Origin of the sequence: Poriferisphaera sp. WC338 (genome assembly GCF_050931845.1) — a bacterium.
Taxonomy (GTDB): domain Bacteria; phylum Planctomycetota; class Phycisphaerae; order Phycisphaerales; family Phycisphaeraceae; genus Poriferisphaera.
The window spans coordinates 3,941,166-3,964,305 of the sequence record NZ_CP194516.1 but is presented as its reverse complement, the minus strand read 5'-3'; the positions used below and the strand labels follow the sequence as shown (position 1 = coordinate 3,964,305).

Below are 23,140 nucleotides of genomic sequence, written 5' to 3'. Positions count from 1 at the left end.
TGCTAACGAAAGATGATTGTTAGGTGGTGACGGGCGGGTTATTTTTGGCGTGTAGTTCACGAAGATAACATTCTTCAGCATAGGTGAGTGTGCGATCACGGCGGGCCATCATGGTTTTGGCAGTATGAATGAACTTTTCGAGATCATATTCGGAGCGGACCATGCCGTCGGGGCCGTCGGTGTAGAAGCCGAACGGCGCAGCGGATTTGGGTGTGAAGTGTGAACCAGCAAACATGCAGCCGGTGCCGAGCACCGCACCGGTGTTCACACGTGTGCCGATACCGGTTCGGACAAAGTCACCGATGATAGGACCATGGAAGGTGCGATTAGTATCTTGTGGCTCTTCATCGGGTCCGAGTTGAATACGCACCGAGCCATAGGTGTTTTTGAGGTTGGAGACATTGGTATCTGCACCGAGGTTGACCCATTCGCCGACGAGGGCAGCACCGAGGAAGCCATCGTGAACTTTGTTGGAGTAACCTTGGATGATGGCTGAACCGATTTCGCCGCCGAGCTTACACCAAGGGCCGACGACAGTGTTGCGGCGAATTGATGTATGTGAAACGAGCACGGAGTGCGGTCCGATGTAGCATGGACCTTGAAGTACGGTGAGCGGGTTAATCTCAGCATACTCATCGATGACGACCGGGCCGTACTGCGCATCAACCACTACATAAGGGTGTAATCGTGCGGTGGAAGCAACACGCATTGGGTGTGATCCAAAGGCAGTAATGTTGATATGTTCTTCGGGATGAATGACCGGAAGATTGTTGTGGGCAAGGTCAGTCAGAAGAGTTTGCGGAAGTTGATCATGAATGTGCCAAGGGCGTGAAAGTAGCGGCGGCAAGTAGTCCTTAGAATTATCGGGAATGTTATCAAGTTTCGATGCGGTGACCTGCGGTGTGGTCATATTGATCGGCACAGGATCGAGTGTGGCGATTTTTAAGTGGTCTGACAAGCTGTCAGGATCAAATTGCGCTTCGGCAACCAGTGTGAGATTTTCGGCAGAGTCGCGCACCGCTATCACGTGTGAGGATTGTGAGCAAACCAGCGCACTGCCAAGCGGAAGCGACTTGATCGCATGAATGTGATGTAGCGCATTCCAGCGCCCGTTCACCGCGATGATATCCGGCTCATAAAATGGCTGATTGATCGGAATGTTCGGATAAAGTTCAGCCAACAACGGCGGCAGATGTTTCGCGCAGTAAAGTGCTGCAATTGGCAATTCCAAGGCGCGCGAGATGCGTGTCGCAATGGTATTTGAGCCGGTCCGGAGCTGGAATGCGGGTCTGCGGTCCGTGAGGGGGCCGAAGTTGCCTTTTAGGTCATCGAAAAGAAGAAGTTTGGTACCCAATGTGAATCACCATTTCCCAATAATAGTTAGGCTTATCATATTTGTTGTTCGGGGAGATTGGAAGTCGGGTTTAGGGAAAGTTTGATTGTGGGGCATTGGGTATTTGGCTGACGCGTGTGACGTGTTAAAGTAGATGTTGTGGCCCGATTATACCGCTCAAATTGCGGGTTAAGGAAGATTAAATCGGATCACAAAATCCGCCCAACGGTCCTGTCAGAAACAGGCAGCATTGACAGGCGTGAGCGATGGATTTAGTTTTGTTATATTGGAAGAGGCAGGAAGCGGATCGCGACTGAATAATGCAGCTCAAATGGTGGGGCCTATCTGCGATTCGCACGTCCGATGGACACCGCTGATTTTTTAAATTGAATTGAAGTGAGAACAGCCGCAATGGCGAAACTTGATAACGCGCAATGGCGCGAGATGATGACGTATATGCGCAAGAAGCACTCGACGATTTGTCGTCAGTGGTTCGAGGAATTGGTTCCTGTTGCGCTCGATGGTGGTTTGCTCCAGATTCAAACCAGCACAGCTGTGCAGCAGAACTATCTGCAGAAACGTTGTCTGGAACAGTTCACTGAAGCGGCGCAAGTCGCGACCGGCAACCTTGTCGCAGTACGCTTTGTTGACCGTCCTTCGATGAATCAATCGGTCCATACCACACCGGCAGTAAACACAAACGGCGCACCAGCAAGCAACAGTGTTGTGAATACTTCAGGTGCTGCAACAGTCGGTGTGGGCGTTAGTACTGGTGATGGGCATAGTGATCAGATGGTGCTCTCGCCTGATTACTCCTTTGATAATTTCATCACCGGTCCAAACAATCAACTTGCTTATGCAGCGAGTGTTGCTGTTGCCAACCAACCCGGCACAGCTTACAACCCGTTGTTCATTCACGGTGGTGTTGGACTTGGTAAGACACACCTTCTTCAAGCGATTTGCCAACAAATTCTTGCTAACAACCCTGACACTAACATTCTTTATGTCTCCTGCGATGCATTCATGAATCAGTTTCTTGAATGTGTGCAATCTGGCAAGATGAATGAATTCCGTCATCGTTACCGTCATGTAGACATGCTCGTCATAGACGACATCCATTTCCTTGCGAAGCGCGATCGCACACAAGAAGAATTTTTTCATACCTTCAACGAACTTTATCAATCCAATAAGCAAATTGTTCTTAGCTCTGATGCAGCACCCAGTGAGATACCTGACCTTGAAGATAGGTTGGTATCTCGTTTTGGTTGGGGCTTGGTCACTAACGTGAGTAAACCTGGCTATGAAACACGTGTCGCGATTTTGAAAGCGAAGGCAAAGCTTCGCGGTATCCAAATGCCCGAGGAAGTGACCAACTACATCGCTTCTAAGATCGATTCCAATGCACGTGAACTTGAAGGCGCTTTTACGACCGTGCAAGGACACGCAGCTCTTCAAGAGAAGAACATCGATCTACCCCTCGCACAAGCAGCACTTGGCGATCAGCCCGGCGGTGGTGGTGCGAAATCTAATCAAGTCACACTACAAAACATCATTGATGTCGTGACTGAGTACTACAACGTGCGGCTATCGGATCTGCAATCGCGTCGTCGCCACAAGAGCGTGACCGAGCCGCGGCAAGTTTGCATGTTCCTGGCTCGCAAGCGCACCCGGTTCAGCCTTGAAGAAATCGGTGGATACTTTGGTGGCCGCGATCATACTACTGTTATGCATTCGATTCGTACGATTGATGATCGTATGAAGAAAGACGAAATGTTCGGCGTGCAGGTCAATCAACTTGACGCACAGATTGGCATGGGCACTGTAAGCGCAAGCAACTCATTGGCTGAGAGTCTTGGCTAGAAGCATGAAGATCGCAGAAACATAGTTCATCACAAGCCCAGTTAAGATTAATGACTGGGCTTTTTTATGTAATTAATAAAAGACATGATCATTCACTTTTTTGGAGACTTCCAAGAATAATTCCCAAAACCATTCCAAATAATGAACCCAAACTAATACCATAAATGAGACCAGATTCTTCAGAGACTAAAAGCCCAAATGTCATTCCAAATAATGCTCCAAGCGGTATCCCAATGACCATATACTCGCCAATCTTATTTTGCTTTTTATCTTTATGACTCATTTTTCTTCTACGTTGGGTTTAATTTTCAAAGCCTTAATAAAGTATCCTGTTGATGTCGTCTAAGTTGAGTAATGACAAAGAGAAATTTATGCCAAGCGTTTGATGAATGATGGTAAGAAAACTTTTGTATTACGTTTTTAACGTTATCACATGTAATATTACATGACCAGTATTATTTCATGATAGAGAATGCCAAAAGCTTAAAATCACTTAAGAGAAAACTCGGCTACAATTTTTGTAAGAGATTCTAATAGGGATGTTTGAGGAGTAAGATGATGACTCAAATAAATGATCAACGTTACAATAATAAATTTGATAGTAATACAACAGTTGGTGAGATGAAAAATGCGGTGCTGGATTTTGCGCGGCGGCGGAATTGGGAACGCTATCACCAACCAAAGCATTTGGCGATGAGTATTGCGATCGAAGCTGCAGAGATCATGGAACATTTTCAATGGCTCGGTGAGCAGGAAAGTACCGAGATCATGAATCGGCCAGAAGTAAAAGCTGAAGTCGCAGAAGAAATGGCAGATGTTTTGATGTATCTGATGGAATTTGCCAATGCGAGTGGTATTGATCTTGTCGAAGCATACTTTGCAAAGCTGTCTAAAAATGAGAGGCGCTTTCCAGAAGATGAAGACTGGAAAGCGAAGTGGGAATCTTAATCACCGGAAGATTTTAGGATATGTTTTATTGATTGATTTTAGATTGTACGGATATAAGCCATCGCTTTGCTTGAGGTGCAGAGAATGTGTTGCTTGAAATAACCGGTGGCGTCGGTGATATCAAAAAATCTGTAAGTTAAGATCAGCAAAGCCTGTGAAGCACGATTTCTTGAACATTCCTTCATCACGTGTATTGTAATTATCTTTATGTAAATAACTTATAAGATAATGTATATATATTGCGATAAAATCGACATATTTTGTTGACGAGTTGATTATGTGTACATAAGGTAAATACATGTCGATCAAATAAGATTTTATAAACATATATTGAGAATGTGTCGAAATGGTATATGTGAAGGATAGGCCGTTTAATGACTTGCCGCTGCTTCCGCCGCAGAGCGTGGATTTGGAGAGTCGGGGGATTTTGAAGACGTGTATTGGGGCTCATGCTGCTTTGGCGGAACTACGTCAGGCGGGGAAGCGTATTCCGAATCAATCGGTATTGATCAACACGATTCCGTTGCTGGAAGCGCAAGGCAGTAGTGAGATTGAAAATATTGTAACTACGAGTGATGAGCTGTTTAAGTATGCTGCGATGGGTGGTGGGGATCGTGATGTTGATCCTTCGACGAAAGAGGCGTACCGGTATCGGACAGCGCTTCAGCATGGATATCGTGAGATTCAGAAGCGGCCAGTGACGGCGAAGATGGCGTTGGAGCTTTGTTCAATTTTGCGGAACAAGGCGGTGGGGTTACGTGAAGGAAGCGGGGTGCGGATTGCGAACACGGTGACACGTGAAGTGATTTATACACCGCCGGAGGGAGAAGCGGTACTGCGGCAGAAGCTTGCGAATTGGGAACGGTTCATGAATGAGCGTGGGGAGGTTGATCCTTTGGTGCGGATGGCTGTAGGACATTATCAGTTTGAGGCGATTCATCCGTTTGATGATGGTAATGGCAGAACGGGACGGATCCTGAATATTTTATTGTTGCTTAAGGAGCGGCTATTGGAGATTCCGGTGTTGTACTTAAGTCGGTACATTGTGGATTTGAAATCGATTTATTATGAGCGGTTGCGCAGTGTGACGGAGAGTGTGAATGCGGGAGTTGGAGAAAACGGAGTGCGGGAAGATTGGGAGAAATGGATCTGTTTTATGATTGCTGCGATTGAAGATACTGCGCGATGGACGTGCGCGAAGATTGAAGCGGTGGCGGAGTTGATGCTGCATACCAAACACTATCTACGAGATAGACTGCCGAAGATTTATTCACATGAGTTAACGGATGTGCTTTTTGAGCAGCCGTACTGCAGGATTGGAAATCTGGTGGAAGCGGGGATCGTCAAGCGTCAGACGGCAAGTGTATACTTGAAAAGTTTGGTGGATGCGGGTGTGCTTGCAGAAAAGACAGTAGGCCGGGATAAGCTGTTTATTCATCCACAGTTTTTACGGTTATTGTGTTCGGATGATCATGTGTTTGATGGGTATTGAATTGATAGCGCTATTATCTAACCTTTGATTAGATATTTGGTAATCATTGAATTGTTTGGGTGGTGAGATGGGTCGAAAGTGCAGAAAGGGTTGGCCAAACGACGATACCGAGTCCGCCAATCCAGCCGAGTGCAGAGATATTGAGGCTGATGCGGAGTGAATCATATTTTTTTTGGTTTGTGTTTGAGCGATCATAGATAAGTTCTTGGAGGTGGATGAGGACATCATTTTTTGACGCGGCATTCAGTTCGGTTTGATAGTCTGTAAATTTTTTGTGCATGACGATGCGGTTTGGATTGACGAGGCCTGGCGTGCTATTGGTAGGGCGGTCACCGCGCGGTCGAACGGTCCAGACGGCAAAGCCAATGGCGAGCGCAAGCGCGCCGCAAACAAATAGTTTAGTATAGAAAAGCGGCGTGTGAACGACAGCAGTGAGTGACCAGATATAACCGAGCAATGCGGTGTTCAGCACGGTGAGGAAGAGCGCTTTCTGATCAGCGAATTTAATGTTGTCGTGGATATGCTGATGAATGGTGAGAGCAAGGTTAATATTTTCCTGCGTGGTTTGTTTATTGGAGGATGTGGCTGACGATTTGTGTACATCGTTTTCAATTTCAGGGGGAGCATGTTCAGCTAGTGTGACTTTTTGATCGTTCATTTCGTGTTCCGGTTTAAATTGAATGTATTTGTTTGTGCGGACATTCTCGTAGATGCAGCACAATCGCAACAGTCGGAAAAACCAGTAGTAGATGATGAGGCTTGGGTTATGAAAATTCTTTTCGGATTTGATTGGTGTGTTGGCCGAGTGTCGGTGCGGTGGCATATTTTTTGGGCATCTCGATGTCACTGAATTTCATGGGGTTGCCAACCATAGTGTATTTGCCTGCCTGAATCATGATGTCACGATCTTTCAGATTGGGCATTTTTAGAGCTTCTTTGATGCTATTGACTAAACCACTCGGGATACCAGTGTTATCAAATTTTTCATGCCAATGTTTTGCTGTGTTTTTAGAAAGTGCTTGATTGAAAGCATGATTCATATAATCGCGATTTTGTGCGCGTAGTTCGTTGGTTGCCATTTTAGGATCATCAGCGAGTTTAGAAATGTTTAAGACTTCACATGTTTGTCTAAAGAGTGCATCAGTGCCGGCACAGATGATGATATGTGTATCTTTACAATTAAAAATACCAAAAGGCGTGATGTCGGAGTGGTGATTACCAATGCGTGTGGGTGTGATGTTGAGTGCGGTTTGTGTCAGGCAAGTTACGCCGAGAAGCGTGAGGAGGCAATCAAACATTGCGATATCAATGTGGGTACCTTTGCCTGTTCTAGTTCGGTGGTAAAGTGCAGTATTAATAGCAGTAAAAGCGTAGAGGCCAGCGATAAGATCTGCAATTGATGGTCCGACTTTAATTGGTGGTCCGTCTGCTTCACCGGTAACTGACATCAATCCAGTAGCAGCTTGAATAATCAGGTCATAAGCGGGGAGGTGGGCCATGCATCCGGTTTGGCCGTAGCCGCAAATGGAAGTGTAAATTAATTTGGGGTTATTACTTTTTAGTGCATCATAATCGAAGTTAATTTTTTTCATAACACCAGGTCGAAAATTTTCGACGAGGATATCTGCTTTGGCGATGATGTTACTTGCAATTTTATGGTCATCTGGATTCTTAAGATCAAGGACGACGGATTCTTTGCTGTGGTTATAGGTGTGGAAGTAGAGTGAGTTTTTACCATCGTATGGACCATAGTGTCTGCCATCATCACCCAGAACTGGGCGCTCGATTTTGATCACACGTGCTCCACTTTCTACGAGGTATTTGGTGCAATATGGACCAGCCATGACGTGGGTAAAATCTGCAACAATGATGCCATCGAGCGGGCGGTTCATAGATAACTCCTGCGAAAAGATCTGAGGAATTGTTGGCAGAAGATTTATTTGCTTCTACTTGGGATAAGCGTTCGGTTGAGAGAGGATGATATGTATATATTTAGGAGTACCTCAATTAATCGGTTTTAAAGGTGTGATAATGATGAGGTATAGACGATTGATTGCGGGCAAAGTATCTACCATATTATTCAGAAAATGAATAAACGTTTTTATGATAGAAAGCTGATGTTGTTGTGATTTGTCTTAAGAGAAAAATTATGCATGGAAGCGGTCGAGAGCGAGTTCGTGGGCTTCGTGATAGCGTCTGCCGAGGTTGTGCCAATCGAAATGTTCGCTGAAAGATTCGACAGTGTTGCGCATGTTGATGCGTTCGCGGCGAGAGAGTTGGCAATACTTAAACATCATGTCGGCGAGTTGATCAGCAGCTGAGTTATAATTGGCATAGCGGCGGTGTACAACGCCGATGCCTTTTTCATCGTGATCGGGGAGCAGTTGTGCGAGGTATGAGCCAAAGCCTGAGAGGTCGGAGGTGATAGCGGGGACGCCGAGGGCCATGGATTCCAGCGGCGTGTAGCCCCATGGTTCGTAGTAGGAGGGGAAGACGCCGAGGTGCGTGCCGCGGACAAAGTGATCATAGTCGATGCCGAAGAGAGGGTTGGTGGCTGTGATAAAGTTGGGGTGATAGATAAACTTCACGGGGTCGTGCTGATAGTTGAGCAGGTTGCAATTGCGCAGTTGATTGAGGACGGGGTCTTTTTGATCATCGATGAGATCGTGTGTGACAATGGCGGGGAGCGCCTCGTTTTTCCATGCGTGGATCGCGCGGCGGAGTCGCAGGCGGTAGTACTCATCAGTCAATGTGTTGAGGTCAGGGATGGTGCCGGTAGCGGCGGCTTCAAAGAGGCGCTGGCCGACCTGTTCTTTGATGTGGTCGGCTGTGGTGCGGAATTCTTCAAGCATCGCGCGGGACTGAAGTGTGTGGACGTTGATGGAGTGGATAGGTGCTTTGGTGATGAGGAAGAAGACGATGTTGATGGGTGTGCCGGCTTCTTTGAGTCGGTGGTTAAGGCGGGCGAGCGCTTCGATGGTGAGGTCCATACCTTTGTTGAGATATTCGTATCGGCCGGAAGTATAGAAGTAGAGTGTGTTGTCGAGGTCGAAGGTATAGGAGGGGAAGAAGTGGGCCATCGTGAATTGATGGATGCGCTTTTTATATTCCTGATGAAGGTTTTGGAATTCGTGTAGTGCGGCGAAGCGATTGATGTTCAGCCCATTGGGAAGCAGAACGTCAGGGGTGCGCCCGAGCAGGTGAGTACATTCTTCTGCAGTGACATCGGAGACAGTGGTGAAGACATGTGAGCCGTGCGCGGCAGCGCGTTCGAGTTGGTGTTGGGCTTCGATGTTGTAGTGTTTGGCTTCTTTGACATCATCAAAGAAGGGGAGGTGGTCGTAGAACTGGTTGTCGTTCATGGCCAAGTATCTGCCGAGGATGGTGGCGTGTGTGGTGAAGACCATGGCACCAGGCCAATTGTCTTTGCGGAGCATAGGGATGGCCGGACCAGCCATCCATTCGTGGCAATGGGCGACGAGGTCGCGGCGGTGCGATTCTTTTTCAGCGAGGGTGTTGAGGAAGATGCGCGTGGCTTCGCCGAAGGAAATGACGTCGTTGATGAGTCCGTCTGAGGTGGGGGTGGAGATGCCGTGGTCATTGAAAAGCCGGTATTTAGTGTCGGAGAGATTGTTTTGGAGAGATTGGTGTTCGAGAAGGACGACGTTGGGTCGGCCGGTGACGAGCCAGCGACCAAAGTGTGCGCCGATGCCCATTTCGCGGAGTTGTTTGACGGTTTGGCCGATGGGTCCAACGAGTGGTGCGGGTTCGAATTCGACTTGTGCTTTGTCGTGGTTGTATGGGCCGATGAGGCAGTAGCGATTAGACCAGCGGGTGACCATGGAGGGAACTTTGGAGCGGAGGACGGTGTAGATGCCGCCGAGCTGATTGCAGACTTCCCATGAGATTTCGAGGAGGAGGGGTTCAGCGCGACGGGACTTGGTGGGGCGGGGTTTGCGGGGTACAGGTGCGGCTTTGGGTGGGTTGGGTTTAGATTTTGCCATGGTGGAAGATGTCCTGTGAGCCAGAAAGTCGCACGACGGAAGCGGGTGTTGGCAGAGTCCTGACGGGCACCGAGCTGTACGTTATGCTTGTATTTTAAGGTGGGGCAATGCTAATGGATAGCACGACGGACAGGCTTCTAGAGAATATCGGAAAGATGGCATGACAGATTCCATGAATTTTGTGCAATTGATTGAGGATGGGGATGTTGCGGGCGTTCAGCGGTTGCTTGCGGTGCATGGTGAGAGTGTGCATCGTCATATTGCGTTCGAGCGGCCGTGGGGAGAGGAATTGTGGTTGCCGTTGCATTTAGCAGCGAAGGCGGGTGAGGTGCGGATTGTGGAGATGATCTTGGATGCGGGGGGAAACGTTGATGGGCGAACACGGTTCACCGAAAGCCCAACCAAAGCACGGGCAACAGCATTACATGTGGCTTGCAGTGAAACGAATGTGGATGTGGTCCGTCTATTACTACAGCGGGGTGCGGATGTGCGGGCGAGGAAGGCGGATGGGGGGCAGCCGCGAGATATTGCTGAGGGATTGATTGCGGCGGGACATGAAGGGGCGGATGAGATTTTGGAAGTGATTGAGGAATTCGAAGGGTTCCAAGGCACATAAACCCCGCTTCCAATGGGTTGAAACCCATTAGGCTTGGTGTTTTCAAAGAAGGGCGAATAAAGATGGGTAAGCTGATCAATGTTGCTTTGGTGATTTTAATTTTGGGTGCAGTGGGTGTGTTTGGTTGGATGATGCTGCAGCCAGAGCCGGAAACTGAGAAGGTAGTTGTTCGGAAGGTAGAAGAGAAGACAGCCCCGAAGAAGGCTGAGGTAGAAACCGTTGTGGCGGAGAAGCCAAAAGTTGAAGTGGCCGAGGCGGTGATTGAGAAGAAAGCAGAAAAGAAAAAAGTTGCTGTGGTGAAAGAAGAAGTGGTGGTGGAGATTGATCCGGATGCGGAGCGGCGAGAAAATTTTGAGAAGAGTATTGCCGAGATGGTGGAGCTTGCACGAGGTGATGATCCGTTTGCGTTTTTTGAAAGGCTATTAGAGCCAGGGACAGAGATGTATGAACAGATGATGAAGGGAAAAGAGCAAATGGCGAATATTCCGCCAGAGCATTTGGAGAGAGCAAAGGAAGGGATGCAAACCATGATGAGCTCAATGGCAGATTTGCTTGAGGGGCTTGCGTGGGAAGAACTTGAGTGGGCTGATGATGGGGCAAAGCTGACATTGCCAGGGATGGGGGGGCGCGAAACAGAAGGATTGTTATATGAAGTGGCTGGGGTTTGGTATGTGAAACCGGTGAGGGAATAGTATGCTAAAGAGGGAAGAAAGTTGGCATAAAGGGGTGTATGATTGGGTTGTAAAAGAGATTGGTTTTATGCGATCTAATCAACAGGAGAGATGTAATGTCATTGACACCTTCAACGATGCAGAAATTAGGAACTGAAGCGCCAGCGTTTAAGCTGCTTGATGTGATGAGTGGTAAAGCGGTGGGTTTGGATGATTTTGCGGGGAGCAAGGCATACTTGGTGATGTTCATTTGTAATCATTGTCCGTATGTGAAGCATGTCGCGGATGAATTGGCACGGATTGGGAAAGAGTATGGAGAGAAAGGCGTGGGGATACTGGCGATTAATTCGAATGATGTAGCGTTTTATCCTGATGATTCGCCAGAGAAGATGAAAGAGGAAGCTGAAGCGAGGGAATATGTATTTCCGTATTTGTTTGATGGGGAACAGAGTGTGGCGAAGGCGTATGGGGCTGCGTGCACGCCGGACTTTTTTGTTTACGATGCAGATTTGAAGTTGGTATACCGCGGGCAACTTGATGATACGCGGCCAGTGCGGGTTGAAAGTGGTGTGTATACACAGAATGCTGGGGCGAATGGGAAGGATTTACGAGCAGCACTTGATGCGGTGTTGATAGGTGAGCCTGTTAGTGCAGATCAGAAGCCGTCGATGGGTTGCAATATTAAATGGAAAGCAGGGAACGAGCCGACGTATTTTTAGCGGTGAGTGACAAGGTATTGTCATTGAAATGAAAAACCTACGAAGAACCCCCCGGAAACGGCGGGTTTTTTTGCTATGTTGTAGATGAGATAGTTTTATGGAAGGATGATATGTATGTCTAAGCGGCGGTTAGAGGATCAATTAGATGAACTGAGCCAACTTCGAGAGGCAGGAGATGACGATGCACTACAAACAGGTGTATTGAAGGCGATTAAAGGGAAGAACAGTATTGTTGCGGCTAAAGCGGCAGTGATCGCGGGGGAAATGATGATGAATGGGGTTGCTGATGAGTTGGTGAAAATGTTTGAACGGTTTTGTGTGAATGGAGTGAAGAATGATCCTGGGTGCCGGGCAAAAGTAGCAGCAGTTGGAGCACTTTATCAGTTGGATATGGCGGAACCGGAGGTATATGTGAAGGCTGCTCGGATGAGGCAAATGGAGCCGGTATGGGGTGGGCGGGAAGACACGGCAACGGAGCTTCGGAATGTAGCGGCGCTTGCGATGGTGCGATGCCATTATGGGGATGTGATGAATGAGTTGGCGATGCTGCTTGCGGACGATGAGCATGTCGTGCGAGCAGGAGCGGCAAAGGCTATTGGCTATCGTGGATTAGGCGATGGCGAACCGTTATTGCGATTGGCAGTGTTAGGTGCTGAAGAAGATGTTGATGTACTTTCGGAATGTATGTTGTCCATTTTGCAGATCGGCATTGAGGCTGGTATAGATTTTGTGACTGGTTTTATTGGTGATGAATCGCGGGAGACACACGAGCGGGCAGCGATCATTGCACTAGGTCAGTCAAGATTAGAAAGTGCATTTAATGTACTGCGGGAAGCATATGAACGAACTTTAGACGAAGAAACACGAGGAGACTTGCTGACAGCAATGTCGATGCTGCGACTGGATCATGTGACAGATTATTTAATCGGATTGGTGCGGTATGGTGACGATATAACTGGTGAGGCGGTCGTACGAGCTATGGCGATATATCACTATGATGAAAAGCTCAAAGATCGATTACTTGATGCGGCACGTGAAGCAAGTGTACGACAGGTGATTGAAATGGTATTTGATTAGTAGTGATCGAGATTAATCCGGGAGATTATTGCCATAAGCACGTTCAACTTTGCAGATACGAATATTGTACCAGTCGTACCATTTGGTTTTGCCCAGCTCTTGGGCGATCCAATGCTCAGTGTGTTCACGCCAAGCACGAATGGATTTTTTATCTTTCCAATAGCTGATCGTAATGGATTGGCCATCGGGATTGTGAACGTGTTCATAGCTAATGAATCCCGGCTGTTCTTTAACTAACTCGAACATACGATCGGACATTTTTTGGTAACCGGAATCGTTTTGTTTTTTCTTGTGGCTTGTAAAAATGACAGCATAGTAGGGTAACGCCGCCTGATGCATCCCATACTCCTTTGCGCGAAAGATGAGTCGGGTCGTGCATCATCGTACAGTATCATTGAAGACTTGGTCATTAGTTAAAGTACTCATACTAATCCTGCAACCAAACTCGCCAGGCTACCCTGTATTCTGTGTGATTAGATAATCTAAATTTAATCAAAATGTATGTTTGCTATTCGTTGTGGTGTTCTTCGACTGCTTGCCAGCGCGGTTGGCCGGTCGCTTCAAGGACAGAAAGCCAAAGATCACCGAAAGGATTGACTTGTTGTCGGTTTGAAACTGCTAACGCAGTGGGGATATGCAGAAACTTGCCGTGCCATTTACCGATGATCATTTCTGTACAACCAGCCATAGCGGCATGAACCGCATAGGCAGCAAGTCTGAAGCAGAGAACGGAGTCGAAAGCGTTAGCGGGGCAGCCGCGGATCATGTATGAGGGGTCGATGTATTTAACAGTATGTGGAATTTTGAGTGCAGAAAAATGTGATGTGATTTCTTGCTTGAGAAAGAGGCCAATATCACCAAGCTGTTTATTGCCAGATTTATCTTGGCCAGTGGTGTCAAGATATCTTTGGCCAGCGCCTTCTGCAACGATGATGACGGCATGGTTTCGAGTAAGCAGGCGTTTGCGAAGTGTTTCGAGTAGACCGATGTCGGAGTGGAGAGGAAAATCAACTTCAGGGATAAGAACAACGTTAGCTTCGTTAGCGGCAAGGGCTGCGTATGCAGCGATGAAACCGGAGTGTCTACCCATAAGTTTGACGAGGCCGACACCATTTTGTGCGGAAACAGCTTCATTATGAGCGGTTTTGACTGCGTCGACGGCTTGCGTGAACGCGGTTTGGAAGCCGAAGGATTGTTCGACGAATCGCACATCGTTGTCGATGGTTTTTGGGATACCAATGACGGCGAGGGGAATACCACGTTCGCGTGCACGGGTGGAAAGGTCGAGTGCGCCGCGTTGCGTGCCATCGCCGCCGATGGTGAAGAGGGTGTTTATCTGTCTATCCACGAGATAGTCGAGCATAGCGTCGGTATCTTGTGGACCACGTGAGGATCCGAGGATTGTACCACCATCGTGATGGATATCTTTGACAAGCCGGGGATCAAGTGCAAACGGCTCGTGATCAAACGCAGGGTTAAGTCCTTCATAGCCGTAACGGAATCCACTGATTTGCCGAACACCGTAGCGATGCCAAAGGACGTTGACGAGTCCGCGGATGACATCATTGAGTCCCGGGCAGAGTCCGCCGCAGGTTACTATGCCTGCACGTGTTTGTGCGGGGTCGAAGTAAAGTTTGCGACGTGGGCCCGCTACTTCGAAGGATGGAATTTGATCTAATTCGAGTGAAGCGTATTCGGTGATAGTAGAAAGGTGATCGTGAAAGAGCATGCGATCGTGAACACCGATGCCGGGTTTGAAGGCAGCGCGCTTAAGGAGCCAATCGGAAATGGGGGAATCGAATCGGCATTCGCCGAGGGTTTGGACGATGAACTGGTTGGCGGGGATCACGGTTTTGTCCTTTTAAAACATGGCCTACGTGGGTTGCGCCAAATGTTACGCGGTACGTCAGTGAAAAAACAGTAGGATGTCGGACAACACGGGCCTGAATAACTATGATAGCTAGTTATGTATGATCTGCAGCAGTTTTTGATGATCGGGTTGGCGTTATTTGGAGGCTGTTTATTGCAGTCGATGGTGGGCTTTGGTTTGGGGATGTTTGCGATACCGATCATGAATTTTGCAGGGGTGAATTTGCCGAGTTGTATTGCACTGGTGCTTGGCATCCAGATTTTTCAAACGGGTTATTCAGTGTATCGACATCCGGGCGCGGCTAGTTGGCGAGAAACATTGCCGCTGTTTTATGTGCGGATGGTGAGTTTGCCGTTAGGCGTGTTGTTGTTGTGGTTGATGGAGGCATTTGATCCACAGCAGATCAAGCAAGTTGTTGGTGGTGTTTTGCTCGTGGCGGTTGGGATGCAATGGTTGATCCGACCGAAACCGCATGAGTATTTGCATTGGGGCTGGACCGTGGCAGCAGGGAGTACGTCAGGTATCATGGCGGGCATGGTGGGTATGGGCGGCCCGCCAGTGGTGTTGTTTGTGCATGCACATGATTGGTCAGCGCTTAAGAGCCGGGCATTTATGTGGATCACATTTTTTCAAAACATCCCAGTGTTAATATTATTGTTGTGTGTGTCGTTTGGTGTGGGGGTGTTGTGGGATTTTATTTTGGGGATTGTGATGTTTCCAATAGCGTTCGCGGCAGCGTTGGTAGGTCACAAGATTGGGCGGCGGTTAAACCGGAGGCGATTGAAAGTGGTTGCATATCTTTTGCTGACACTGATTGCAGTAAGCGCGATTGTTGGGCCGTTGATTGTAGGAGGATGATTGGTTGTGCGGATACTGTTTTTACAGGGTTATGATGGTGGGTCGCATCACGCGTTTTTGTGCGGGTGGATGAAGCACACGAAGTATGAGATGGTGGCATTGTCATTAAGCGGGCGGTCTTGGAAATGGCGGATGCGTCACGGTGCGGCAAGTTTTGCGCAGTGGTTACGAAGCCGGGTGGAGGATGATACATGGGGGAAGATTGATCGCGAGCAAATGACGAGGGTCAGCATTGCGTCTAACCGAGAGATAGACGAAAGTGACATAGATGTTACGTGGTTAAGGGGTGTGGATGTGGTGATGGCAACGAGCATGGTAGATCTGGCGACGTTTGCAGGATTAATGCCGAGTGTACTGATAGGGGCGAAGTTTTATCTGTACATGCATGAGAACCAATTTACGTATCCCGTACGGCAAGAGGATACGCGGGATATTCATTTTGGATTGACGCAGATCAATAGCGTGCTCACCGCGATAGGTCGAGGCGGGAAAGTTATTTTCAATACGGATTACAACAGGCAAAGTATGCTGAATGGGTTTGCAACTGCGGAGCGAAAGTTACCGGGTAAAGAATTGCAATTTGCGGAAGAAGTAATTGCGAAACGAAGTGAAGTTATTGGCGTGGGGATTGATACAACTGGATTACGCAAGAAAGCGCAGAAGTATCGGGAATTCCAAGGTAATCACCCTACCCTGCGGATAGTGTGGGCCGGACGATGGGAACATGACAAGCAACCCGAGCTGTTGGCTGATGCGCTAAAGCGATTGGACGAAATAGGGACTGATTTTGAATTATCTGTGATTGGCGAGCGGTTCAAGGATGAGCCGTGTGTATTTGCTGCGATTAAGCAGCAACATGGTGACAGGATCAAGTATTGGGGCTATCAAACATCGCGGGAAGCATATGAGGATGCTTTGTGTCAGGCCGATGTCATGATATCAACGGCTGGTCATGAATTTCAGGGGTTATCTGTTTTAGAGGGCGCAGCGGCGGGCTGTGCGTTGGTTTTGCCAAAAGCGCTGGCGTATCCGGAAGTATTTGCACATGAACCCAATAAGGTGAGTTGGTACCTGGAGAATGATGTCGAAGCGATCGTGATACAGTTATGTCGGCTTGCAGAAATGAAGACGCAAGGGCATGTGCTGCCGAAGGTGGTTGAGTCGGCCATGAGGTATGACTGGCTGCGGATTGCAAAGCAGTTGGATGAACGCGTGGGGATATAAAAAACGCTTCATCATGATTGATGAAGCATATTAGTCGTTTTATTTCAGTTTATTTTACTGATTAGGTGAGGAGATGTATCGGCTGATTGGCTGGAGGATGTTGGGGATGAGGTTTTCAAGTGTGAGGCGTTCGGCGTGGGCAGCAAGATTTTTAAGTTCGCCGGGTAGTTCGGAGATATCGTCGAATGGGCCGTATTTGCGCATGGTGATGAAGATCGAAAGCGGCTGATCGCGGTACGCTTTGGAAGAACCGCGGCGAGATTTCTGACGAGATTTCACTTCATAATAGACTTGCAAATTGCCAGCCTCATTAAGTGTTGAGCCGAATGCGGGTTGTACGTCCAAGACTTTACCGTGTTCGGAGCCGAGCAGGTTGGCTAGAGGTGAATTTTCATAGAGGGCCTGATAGATGATTTCATCATGGTTGCCATCGCATTCAAGATCGAATCCGAACAACAGTTCGAGGTAATCTACATCCAGCGGGGAGATAGTGAGAAAATGCGGAACTAGATCAAGGATGAACTTGTGGTAGTTGTAACCTTCGCCCATGGCTTCGGGGTTGACGTGGCCGGCTCGGATGTGGTTGCGGCAAAGCGCGATCCATTTATAGCGGGCATCGCGACGGGTGGATTCCAGTGCGAGTTCATCATCGTATCGGCGGAACCGGCTCATCTCCGGCAGGCTCTTGCGCATACGATCAAAGAAATGGAGCACCGTTTCGCGGTCGCGTGGTAAGTCCATTTTTAGAGCGAGTTTATGATTAATATAGAAATCAGTGCAAAGTGCACCAAAGCTGGTTGCCATGTCCCATCCTTCTACTGAGCGGCTTGTACCGCGTGGGTGCCGCCGGCCATGTGTGGATTATTAAATTATTATATCATCCCCCCGTGAGAGGTTCGAGTAGATGGGGGAATCCAGCGTCTAAATCGATGGCAACGAGGCGTTCCCGCAGTGTGAGATATCCACGGTTTATTCAGAGTGTCGGGGCGAAATATGAGCTTCAATAAGAGGCTATAAAGATATGTATTAATTATGTTTATAGATATCAGATATTGGTGGTGAACCAGCTATGTAGGCCGTGTTCAGATCGGTGGGACTGTTTGATTCATGAGGGAATTCTGCTACAATTTGCGGCCCTAGCGATCCCCTGTAGCTCAATTGGTAGAGCGTCGGACTGTTAATCCGCAGGTTGCTGGTTCGAGTCCAGCCGGGGGAGCTTTTAAGTTCAAAAAGCCAACACCATTTTTGGTGTTGGCTTTTTTTGTATATGTGCACATGAACGAGTAATTCGAGTACGAGCGAGCGTAATCTCCGTAGTTTGTTTGATGTAATTGCACGTTACAAACGTATGCTTTGATCATGAATGATGAACCATAAGTTGAACACTTTGGTATGTACCCATATCTCGGAGATAAGGGCTGATCTAGTTCCAAGGCAGCTTTGTTTCTTGATTAATCGATCAAACAAATCTTTATGAAGCAAGTTTGAATTGAGCGACGAGGCCTTGTAGTCCCTTGGCACGTGCGCTGAGTTGTATTGCAGCAGCGGCAGCTTGCTCGGCATTGACGGCAGTTTCTTCAGTTACTTGTTTGATATCTTCAACACTCGTTGCAATTTGTTTGCTTGATTCAGATTGTGCTTCGGCAGCTGTTGCACTGGATTGAATCATTTCAGCGACAGATTCTGCACCACTCACAATGCGATCCAATGTATCACCAGCCTTGATGGCCATGTCCACACCGCTCTGTACACGGGTTGTACCGTCACTCATACCCTCGACTGCTTTTTGTGTATCGTCTTGGATGTCACGGATAGACTGTGTGACTTCTTCAGTGGCGGTGCTGGTGCGTTCGGCAAGTTTACGAACTTCATCGGCGACAACTGCGAATCCTCGACCATGTTCGCCAGCACGTGCAGCTTCAATGGCAGCATTTAACGCGAGTAGGTTAGTTTGGTCTGCGATATCATTGATGACACTGATGACTTGCTCAATGGATTCGCTGCGTTGACCAAGTGAATCGATTGTTTGTGCGGAATGTTGTACGACGCTAGCAATATCTTGTATACCTGAGACGGTTTGTTTGACGATTTGCCCGCCATCTTGTGCATCTTGGCCGGCTTGCTGTGCTTCGCTAAAAGCCATGCTGCTCTGGTGGGCAACTTCCATGACCGACTCACTCATTTCTTCAATAGCGGAGACAGTAACGGCGGTTTGCTCACGTTGACGACGCATGTTGGTAGCAATTGCCGAGCTGGTTTCATTCATCTCACCAGCGGTTTGTGCTACCTCATTCGTAGCCTGCTCGACCTGCAACAGAACAGTGTTGAGTTTACTCATGAACTGGTTGAAGTATTTGCTTAGCTGACCAAACTCATCTTTGCTTTTTACATCAAGGCGGCGAGATAGATCACCTTCGCCTTCTGCGATATCAGCAAACCGAATGACGAGTGCTTTCAATGGTTGGCGAATTGAGGCTGTAACGAGGAATCCGATGATGCCGCAAAGTAGCAAGGCGGTAACAATGGCGACGACCATGGTGATGGCCATGGAGTTTAGACTAGCCTGAAGTTTTGTCTGTGCCAATGCGACATCTTTCTCGCTCTCGGAAGTAATTCCTTCAAGGATAGCTTCAACTTGATGTGTCGCTTCGCGAAACAGAAGTGTTGTCTCGGCCATCTGTGTTTCGGCTGAAACAAGGTCTTTAAATGCGATGAAGTATTCATCTGCGAGTTGGTGGAGTGCCGTGATTGATTTCTGCTCAATGGGAAGAGCTCCAATGGCTGCTTTTAGCTCGGGGATGCGCCCATTCATCTTACCCATATACTTTGTACTGTCTTTGCGAAGAAGAAAATCTTTCTCGTGACGGCGGCACATGAGCATGGGGACCAACACGCTATGTCGTTGCGCCTCAGTTAATGCAGAAGTGCCAAGTTGCTTTGCTTCGTCAGATTCGGGTTTAGCAAGCGGTGTTTCGATGGTATGGACTGCTTTGCGGAGGATGCCTTCAAGGCCGAGTTTCGGGCTAAGTCCACGTTGGATATAGAGATCCGCAGTTTCCTTAAACAGACGATGGTATTCTTCCAATGAAGCAAGCGCTTGGTTTGCTTGATCGCGATAACTATCACGGGTGGTGGTTTTAGTGAGCTTCTGAAGCTTCAGCGTGGTTTGTTCTACAGCCTCGTCAACTTTTGGTAAGTATTTGGCATCGTCACGTCTGATAAAGAAATCTTTCTCAGCACGACGCGCGCTAAGCATACCGATTTGTGCTTCCTCACAAGCGATGCGACTGGCAACATCATGTTGCATGATGGAACGAACGTCATCAGATGCTTTTTTAGCTTTAAGAGCACCAAAACCGCAGGCGACCAGAATAACGAGAAGAATAACAGAGAAGCCAGCCCATAAGCGTGCCTGTATCGAAAGTACCATGATTCAATGATCCCTTTACCTAGAAACTCAATCGAGTGTGGAATATGGATTCCTACATCTTTATAAATTGTTATTACGGCCATCGTCGACTATATGGAAAATTGACATTAGGGTTGTTCATAAAGAAGTAGTACATATATGAAATATGACAGGGGTGCGTGATGTGGAGGATAAGAAATGGATTAATAAATTTGTAGCAGTGGTGAAATTATTGTAGATATGTAATTTCTCTAAAATCAGGTTTTAATCTAGGAAATATCCGCTCTGTTTAGATTGTATTATTGTAAGGTTGAATATTGTTTGAGGATAGATTTTAAATCAATCTTTGGATTGAAGCCTTTAAGTATATGTGTTCCTGTAAAGAGGATGGGAAGTGGGGAATCGATCATGCGATAGAGTTCTGTCGATCGATTAAGTTGTTGAGCAATGTATGGATGTTTAAGAGCAATATTAAGATTATTTATGCCAATGAGTGATTCGGCAAAAGCTCGAGCTTTCTCAGGAGAAGGGGGCGATTGGCCTTGCATTAAGAAATGATGATATTGCTCGTATTGTTGTGGCATGGCGCGATAAACTGCGAGAGAAAGTTTTGCCAATTCACAAGCATATTTATGTTGTTCGAGAGTTGTTTGAATGAGTGGTGAGCAATTACTGTTTAGTGGGGTAGGCATGAGTATGATCAGAATTTGATCGAGGTCTTTTTCTTGGATCGGTAATAATGCGGCAGACTGAGCGCGACAATGCTGGCATGTATAATCATAAAGTTTCACAAACGTAGTAGGTGCATTAAGTGGGCCGAGATGTGGAAATTCGATGGGATTGATTTTGAAACTGCCAGTTTTACCGAGAGAAAAGGTGAGTTGTCGATTATGTTTGATTTGTTTGTTAATAACGCGCACTGTTTGTGTGGTTTGGAGTTTTGGAGGAAAGGTGAACTGGAGTATGGGTAATATTATGAATAGCAGGGCTGCGATAATCGGCACCATCAGCTTTCCCGTATGCGGTTTAGATTGAGCTGTGTGGAGTTGTGTTGTGGGCGGATGTTTGTGTAAGAGGATGATAATGGCTGCACTAAGCCCAGTGAGATGAATGGTCATACAGATTTTACAATAGGTGTGGAGAACAAACACTTGCAAAGAAACAAAGTAAAGGAATGAGAGAATGATGATTGTGCAAATGAGCGTGACTCCCGCTCTGATGATAGGACGACAAGAAAGTGGTGGTTTGAAGTAAGTGGCGGTGGAAACACAAAGTAGGCAGGTGTACAACATTGCGGCGAGCAGCGCAACGGGCAGGCTCAGTACACGGGCATAAGCTGAATGAAGGATTTGATCGCAGCCGATGTTTCCGCTACAGCCTATTGTTGATCCAGAGATAAATGCTTGGTATGAAAGGTAAGTGCTCAGGGTGGTACTAATCAACAGCAAGAGGATCACTGTAATCGGAGTGATAGCTGTGAGCTTGCTGGTGATACTGTTCATGAATTGTTTTCTGTTGGATGTTGCTATCGCACGTTATAAATAAATTATTATGGATCGTAGGGATACTTGTTTTCAAGTGTTTTGGCGATATGTTGCCGATCGGTTTGTCGAAGGCGGTCGAGATAGTTCGTCAGCTCGCCGCGGGTATGGTGCGCGCCGCCGGTGTGCATAACGGTCCACATGGGATCTTGGCCGCTGGGGCTGGTGTGCATCATGCTGCCGACCCATTTGTCGAGCAGGTTGGTAGCGAGATTGACGAGCTGGGGTTGTTTGTCGGCTAGGTCGTGTTGTTCGTGTGGGTCTTGGGTGAGGTTGAAGAGCATGTAGTCGGGGAGATTGTGGTAGCCGTCGTGATAAGACCGGAGCATGATGTATTCTTCTTCGTTGTGATTGAAGCGGACGGCGCGCTGACAGGACCACGCGCCTTGTGAGACGATGAGGTTGTCGCGGATGTTGATGTCTTGGGATGATTTGAGGTTGCTGTAGAAGCTTTGACCGTGCCAGATGTCGGGGATGTTGCCGGGGCTGAAGGCGTCGATGAGTGTGGCGGCGTAGTCGAAGTGGTGGATGTAGCCGCGGCGGACTTGGCCTTGCTGGTTGTCGGTGACGCCGGGCCAGCGGATGATCATGGGGATGCGTGTGGTGATTTGATCGGCGAGTTGATGGTCGCCGTAGACATTAAGTTCGCCGAGGTTTTCGCCGTGGTCGGCGGAAATGGAAATAATGGTTTCGTCTTGAATGCCAAGTTTTTTTAATAATTGCATGATCTTGCCGATGTGTTTGTCGGCGTAGTGGACGGCATGGTCGTAGCCGTCAAACATCATGCGGGCTTCTTGCATATCGCGGATTTGTCCGGGCTGTTTGGGGAAGCGCTCTTCCCAGGCTTTGTCGATGTCGTAGCCGTTGACTTCGCGGGCGGAGTGCGGGCCGATGCCTTGCCAGTGGGCTTGCCGGATTTCTTCGGTGTACCATTCGGGGAGCGGGTCGTTTGCGAAAGGGTTTTGATCGTCGTCGGGTGTGCGGTAGGGGGTGTGCGGGTCCCAGAGATTGAAGTAGAGGCACCAGTTGTCTTTGTGGCCGTTGTTTTCGAGCCAGTCGAGGGCGATGGGCGTCCATTTTTCTGCGGTTTCACCGACGCCCATGCCGCCGTTATGGATTTCGTTGAAGCCGGCGTACCAATGCCAAGCGCCGTGGCGTTCGGCGAAAGGACTGATGGCGACCGTGTGGAATCCAGCCTGACGCATACATGACATCCATGACGTGTTGGCGAACATGTCACTAAAATCGCGGTTTGGCCCTTCGTTGAAGGGTTGTGCCGCGATTCCGCCATGATCAATTACGCCAGTATGAATTCCAGCACGCCCGGCCATCAGCGCAGTACGGCTTGGTAAACAGGGAGCGTCTGTGGTGTGGCAGTTCTCGAAGCGCACACCTTGGGAGGCGATCCGATCGATGTTTGGGCTGGTTTGACGGTGGTAGCCGTAGCAGCCGAGGTGATCGGGTCTTAATGAATCGATATCAATATGGAGGATACGCATGGTGGGGGTCCATATAGAC

Annotated in this window: 20 protein-coding genes, 1 tRNA gene and 1 pseudogene; 10 read left to right on the top strand and 12 right to left on the bottom strand. The window is 48.1% G+C overall.

The features are described from left to right. Nucleotides 1–19: 19 nt before the first annotated feature. Complete coding sequence (locus ACQ6WK_RS16425) at nt 20–1,354, bottom strand: putative sugar nucleotidyl transferase (protein ID WP_432798475.1); 1,335 nt, start codon at nt 1,352–1,354, stop codon at nt 20–22. Between the two features lie 390 nt (nt 1,355–1,744). On the opposite strand from ACQ6WK_RS16425, the gene dnaA reads away from it, so the two are divergent. Beyond that, entirely contained in the window at nt 1,745–3,193 is a 1,449-nt protein-coding gene (dnaA, locus tag ACQ6WK_RS16420; protein WP_432798474.1) for a chromosomal replication initiator protein DnaA, read from the top strand. Between the two features lie 88 nt (nt 3,194–3,281). On the opposite strand, the gene ACQ6WK_RS16415 is transcribed toward dnaA, so the two are convergent. Beyond that, nucleotides 3,282–3,476 (bottom strand): hypothetical protein, encoded by a 195-nt coding sequence (locus tag ACQ6WK_RS16415; RefSeq protein WP_432798473.1) that lies wholly within the window; start codon nt 3,474–3,476, stop codon nt 3,282–3,284. Nucleotides 3,477–3,751: 275 nt separating this feature from the next. Between ACQ6WK_RS16415 and ACQ6WK_RS16410 the strand changes: the two genes are divergently transcribed. Together ACQ6WK_RS16410 and ACQ6WK_RS16405 are read left to right on the top strand one after the other, a co-directional pair. Further along, the gene (locus tag ACQ6WK_RS16410; protein ID WP_432798472.1) at nt 3,752–4,141 is read left to right on the top strand and encodes a nucleotide pyrophosphohydrolase; all 390 of its coding nucleotides are present in this window, start codon (nt 3,752–3,754) and stop codon (nt 4,139–4,141) included. Nucleotides 4,142–4,487: 346 nt separating this feature from the next. Next, a complete protein-coding gene (locus tag ACQ6WK_RS16405) occupies nt 4,488–5,633 on the top strand; it encodes a Fic family protein (protein ID WP_432798471.1) in 1,146 nt (381 codons plus the stop codon). Between the two features lie 43 nt (nt 5,634–5,676). On the opposite strand, the gene ACQ6WK_RS16400 is transcribed toward ACQ6WK_RS16405, so the two are convergent. The 3 genes from ACQ6WK_RS16400 to ACQ6WK_RS16390 form a co-directional block, all read right to left on the bottom strand. Next, nucleotides 5,677–6,291, bottom strand: a complete 615-nt coding sequence (locus ACQ6WK_RS16400; RefSeq protein WP_432798470.1) for a Pycsar system effector family protein — start codon at nt 6,289–6,291, stop codon at nt 5,677–5,679. Between the two features lie 106 nt (nt 6,292–6,397). Continuing rightward, nucleotides 6,398–7,525: a CaiB/BaiF CoA transferase family protein gene (locus ACQ6WK_RS16395; protein WP_432798469.1), complete on the bottom strand. Its 1,128-nt coding sequence runs from the start codon at nt 7,523–7,525 to the stop codon at nt 6,398–6,400. A gap of 255 nt (nt 7,526–7,780) precedes the next feature. After that, nucleotides 7,781–9,637, bottom strand: coding sequence for a glycosyltransferase (locus tag ACQ6WK_RS16390; protein ID WP_432798468.1), 1,857 nt, complete (start codon nt 9,635–9,637; stop codon nt 7,781–7,783). Between the two features lie 160 nt (nt 9,638–9,797). On the opposite strand from ACQ6WK_RS16390, the gene ACQ6WK_RS16385 reads away from it, so the two are divergent. From ACQ6WK_RS16385 to ACQ6WK_RS16370, 4 genes are all read left to right on the top strand, one after another. Beyond that, nucleotides 9,798–10,253, top strand: coding sequence for an ankyrin repeat domain-containing protein (locus ACQ6WK_RS16385; RefSeq protein ID WP_432798467.1), 456 nt, complete (start codon nt 9,798–9,800; stop codon nt 10,251–10,253). A 62-nt stretch (nt 10,254–10,315) separates the two neighbouring features. Further along, entirely contained in the window at nt 10,316–10,945 is a 630-nt protein-coding gene (locus ACQ6WK_RS16380) for a hypothetical protein (protein WP_432798466.1), read from the top strand. Nucleotides 10,946–11,040: 95 nt separating this feature from the next. After that, nucleotides 11,041–11,643 (top strand): thioredoxin family protein, encoded by a 603-nt coding sequence (locus ACQ6WK_RS16375; protein WP_432798465.1) that lies wholly within the window; start codon nt 11,041–11,043, stop codon nt 11,641–11,643. Between the two features lie 114 nt (nt 11,644–11,757). Further along, the gene (locus ACQ6WK_RS16370; protein WP_432798464.1) at nt 11,758–12,720 is read left to right on the top strand and encodes a HEAT repeat domain-containing protein; all 963 of its coding nucleotides are present in this window, start codon (nt 11,758–11,760) and stop codon (nt 12,718–12,720) included. Nucleotides 12,721–12,732: 12 nt separating this feature from the next. Here ACQ6WK_RS16370 and ACQ6WK_RS16365 read toward each other — a convergent pair whose 3' ends face one another. Together ACQ6WK_RS16365 and ACQ6WK_RS16360 are read right to left on the bottom strand one after the other, a co-directional pair. After that, nucleotides 12,733–13,059: an antibiotic biosynthesis monooxygenase family protein gene (locus tag ACQ6WK_RS16365; protein ID WP_432798463.1), complete on the bottom strand. Its 327-nt coding sequence runs from the start codon at nt 13,057–13,059 to the stop codon at nt 12,733–12,735. 169 nt (nt 13,060–13,228) lie between these two features. After that, on the bottom strand, nt 13,229–14,569 hold the full coding sequence (locus tag ACQ6WK_RS16360; protein ID WP_432798462.1) for an ATP-dependent 6-phosphofructokinase: 1,341 nt from the start codon (nt 14,567–14,569) through the stop codon (nt 13,229–13,231). A gap of 117 nt (nt 14,570–14,686) precedes the next feature. On the opposite strand from ACQ6WK_RS16360, the gene ACQ6WK_RS16355 reads away from it, so the two are divergent. Beyond that, a complete protein-coding gene (locus tag ACQ6WK_RS16355) occupies nt 14,687–15,448 on the top strand; it encodes a sulfite exporter TauE/SafE family protein (protein ID WP_432798461.1) in 762 nt (253 codons plus the stop codon). Between the two features lie 6 nt (nt 15,449–15,454). Then, complete coding sequence (locus tag ACQ6WK_RS16350) at nt 15,455–16,672, top strand: tRNA-queuosine alpha-mannosyltransferase domain-containing protein (RefSeq protein ID WP_432798460.1); 1,218 nt, start codon at nt 15,455–15,457, stop codon at nt 16,670–16,672. A gap of 54 nt (nt 16,673–16,726) precedes the next feature. Here ACQ6WK_RS16350 and ACQ6WK_RS16345 read toward each other — a convergent pair whose 3' ends face one another. Then, nucleotides 16,727–17,476, bottom strand: a complete 750-nt coding sequence (locus ACQ6WK_RS16345) for a hypothetical protein (protein WP_432798459.1) — start codon at nt 17,474–17,476, stop codon at nt 16,727–16,729. 339 nt (nt 17,477–17,815) lie between these two features. On the opposite strand from ACQ6WK_RS16345, the gene ACQ6WK_RS16340 reads away from it, so the two are divergent. Beyond that, nucleotides 17,816–17,888: transfer RNA gene (locus tag ACQ6WK_RS16340), tRNA-Asn, on the top strand. Nucleotides 17,889–18,143: 255 nt separating this feature from the next. Here ACQ6WK_RS16340 and ACQ6WK_RS16335 read toward each other — a convergent pair. The 4 genes and pseudogenes from ACQ6WK_RS16335 to ACQ6WK_RS16320 form a co-directional block, all read right to left on the bottom strand. After that, nucleotides 18,144–20,102 (bottom strand): methyl-accepting chemotaxis protein, encoded by a 1,959-nt coding sequence (locus tag ACQ6WK_RS16335; RefSeq protein WP_432798458.1) that lies wholly within the window; start codon nt 20,100–20,102, stop codon nt 18,144–18,146. A 278-nt stretch (nt 20,103–20,380) separates the two neighbouring features. Further along, the gene (locus tag ACQ6WK_RS16330) at nt 20,381–21,088 is read right to left on the bottom strand and encodes a hypothetical protein (RefSeq protein ID WP_432800420.1); all 708 of its coding nucleotides are present in this window, start codon (nt 21,086–21,088) and stop codon (nt 20,381–20,383) included. An 84-nt stretch (nt 21,089–21,172) separates the two neighbouring features. After that, nucleotides 21,173–21,583, bottom strand: a pseudogene (locus ACQ6WK_RS16325) (vitamin K epoxide reductase family protein); the annotation flags it as partial. A gap of 47 nt (nt 21,584–21,630) precedes the next feature. Then, on the bottom strand, nt 21,631–23,121 hold the full coding sequence (locus tag ACQ6WK_RS16320) for a sulfatase family protein (RefSeq protein ID WP_432798457.1): 1,491 nt from the start codon (nt 23,119–23,121) through the stop codon (nt 21,631–21,633). Between the last annotated feature and the right edge of the window lie 19 nt (nt 23,122–23,140).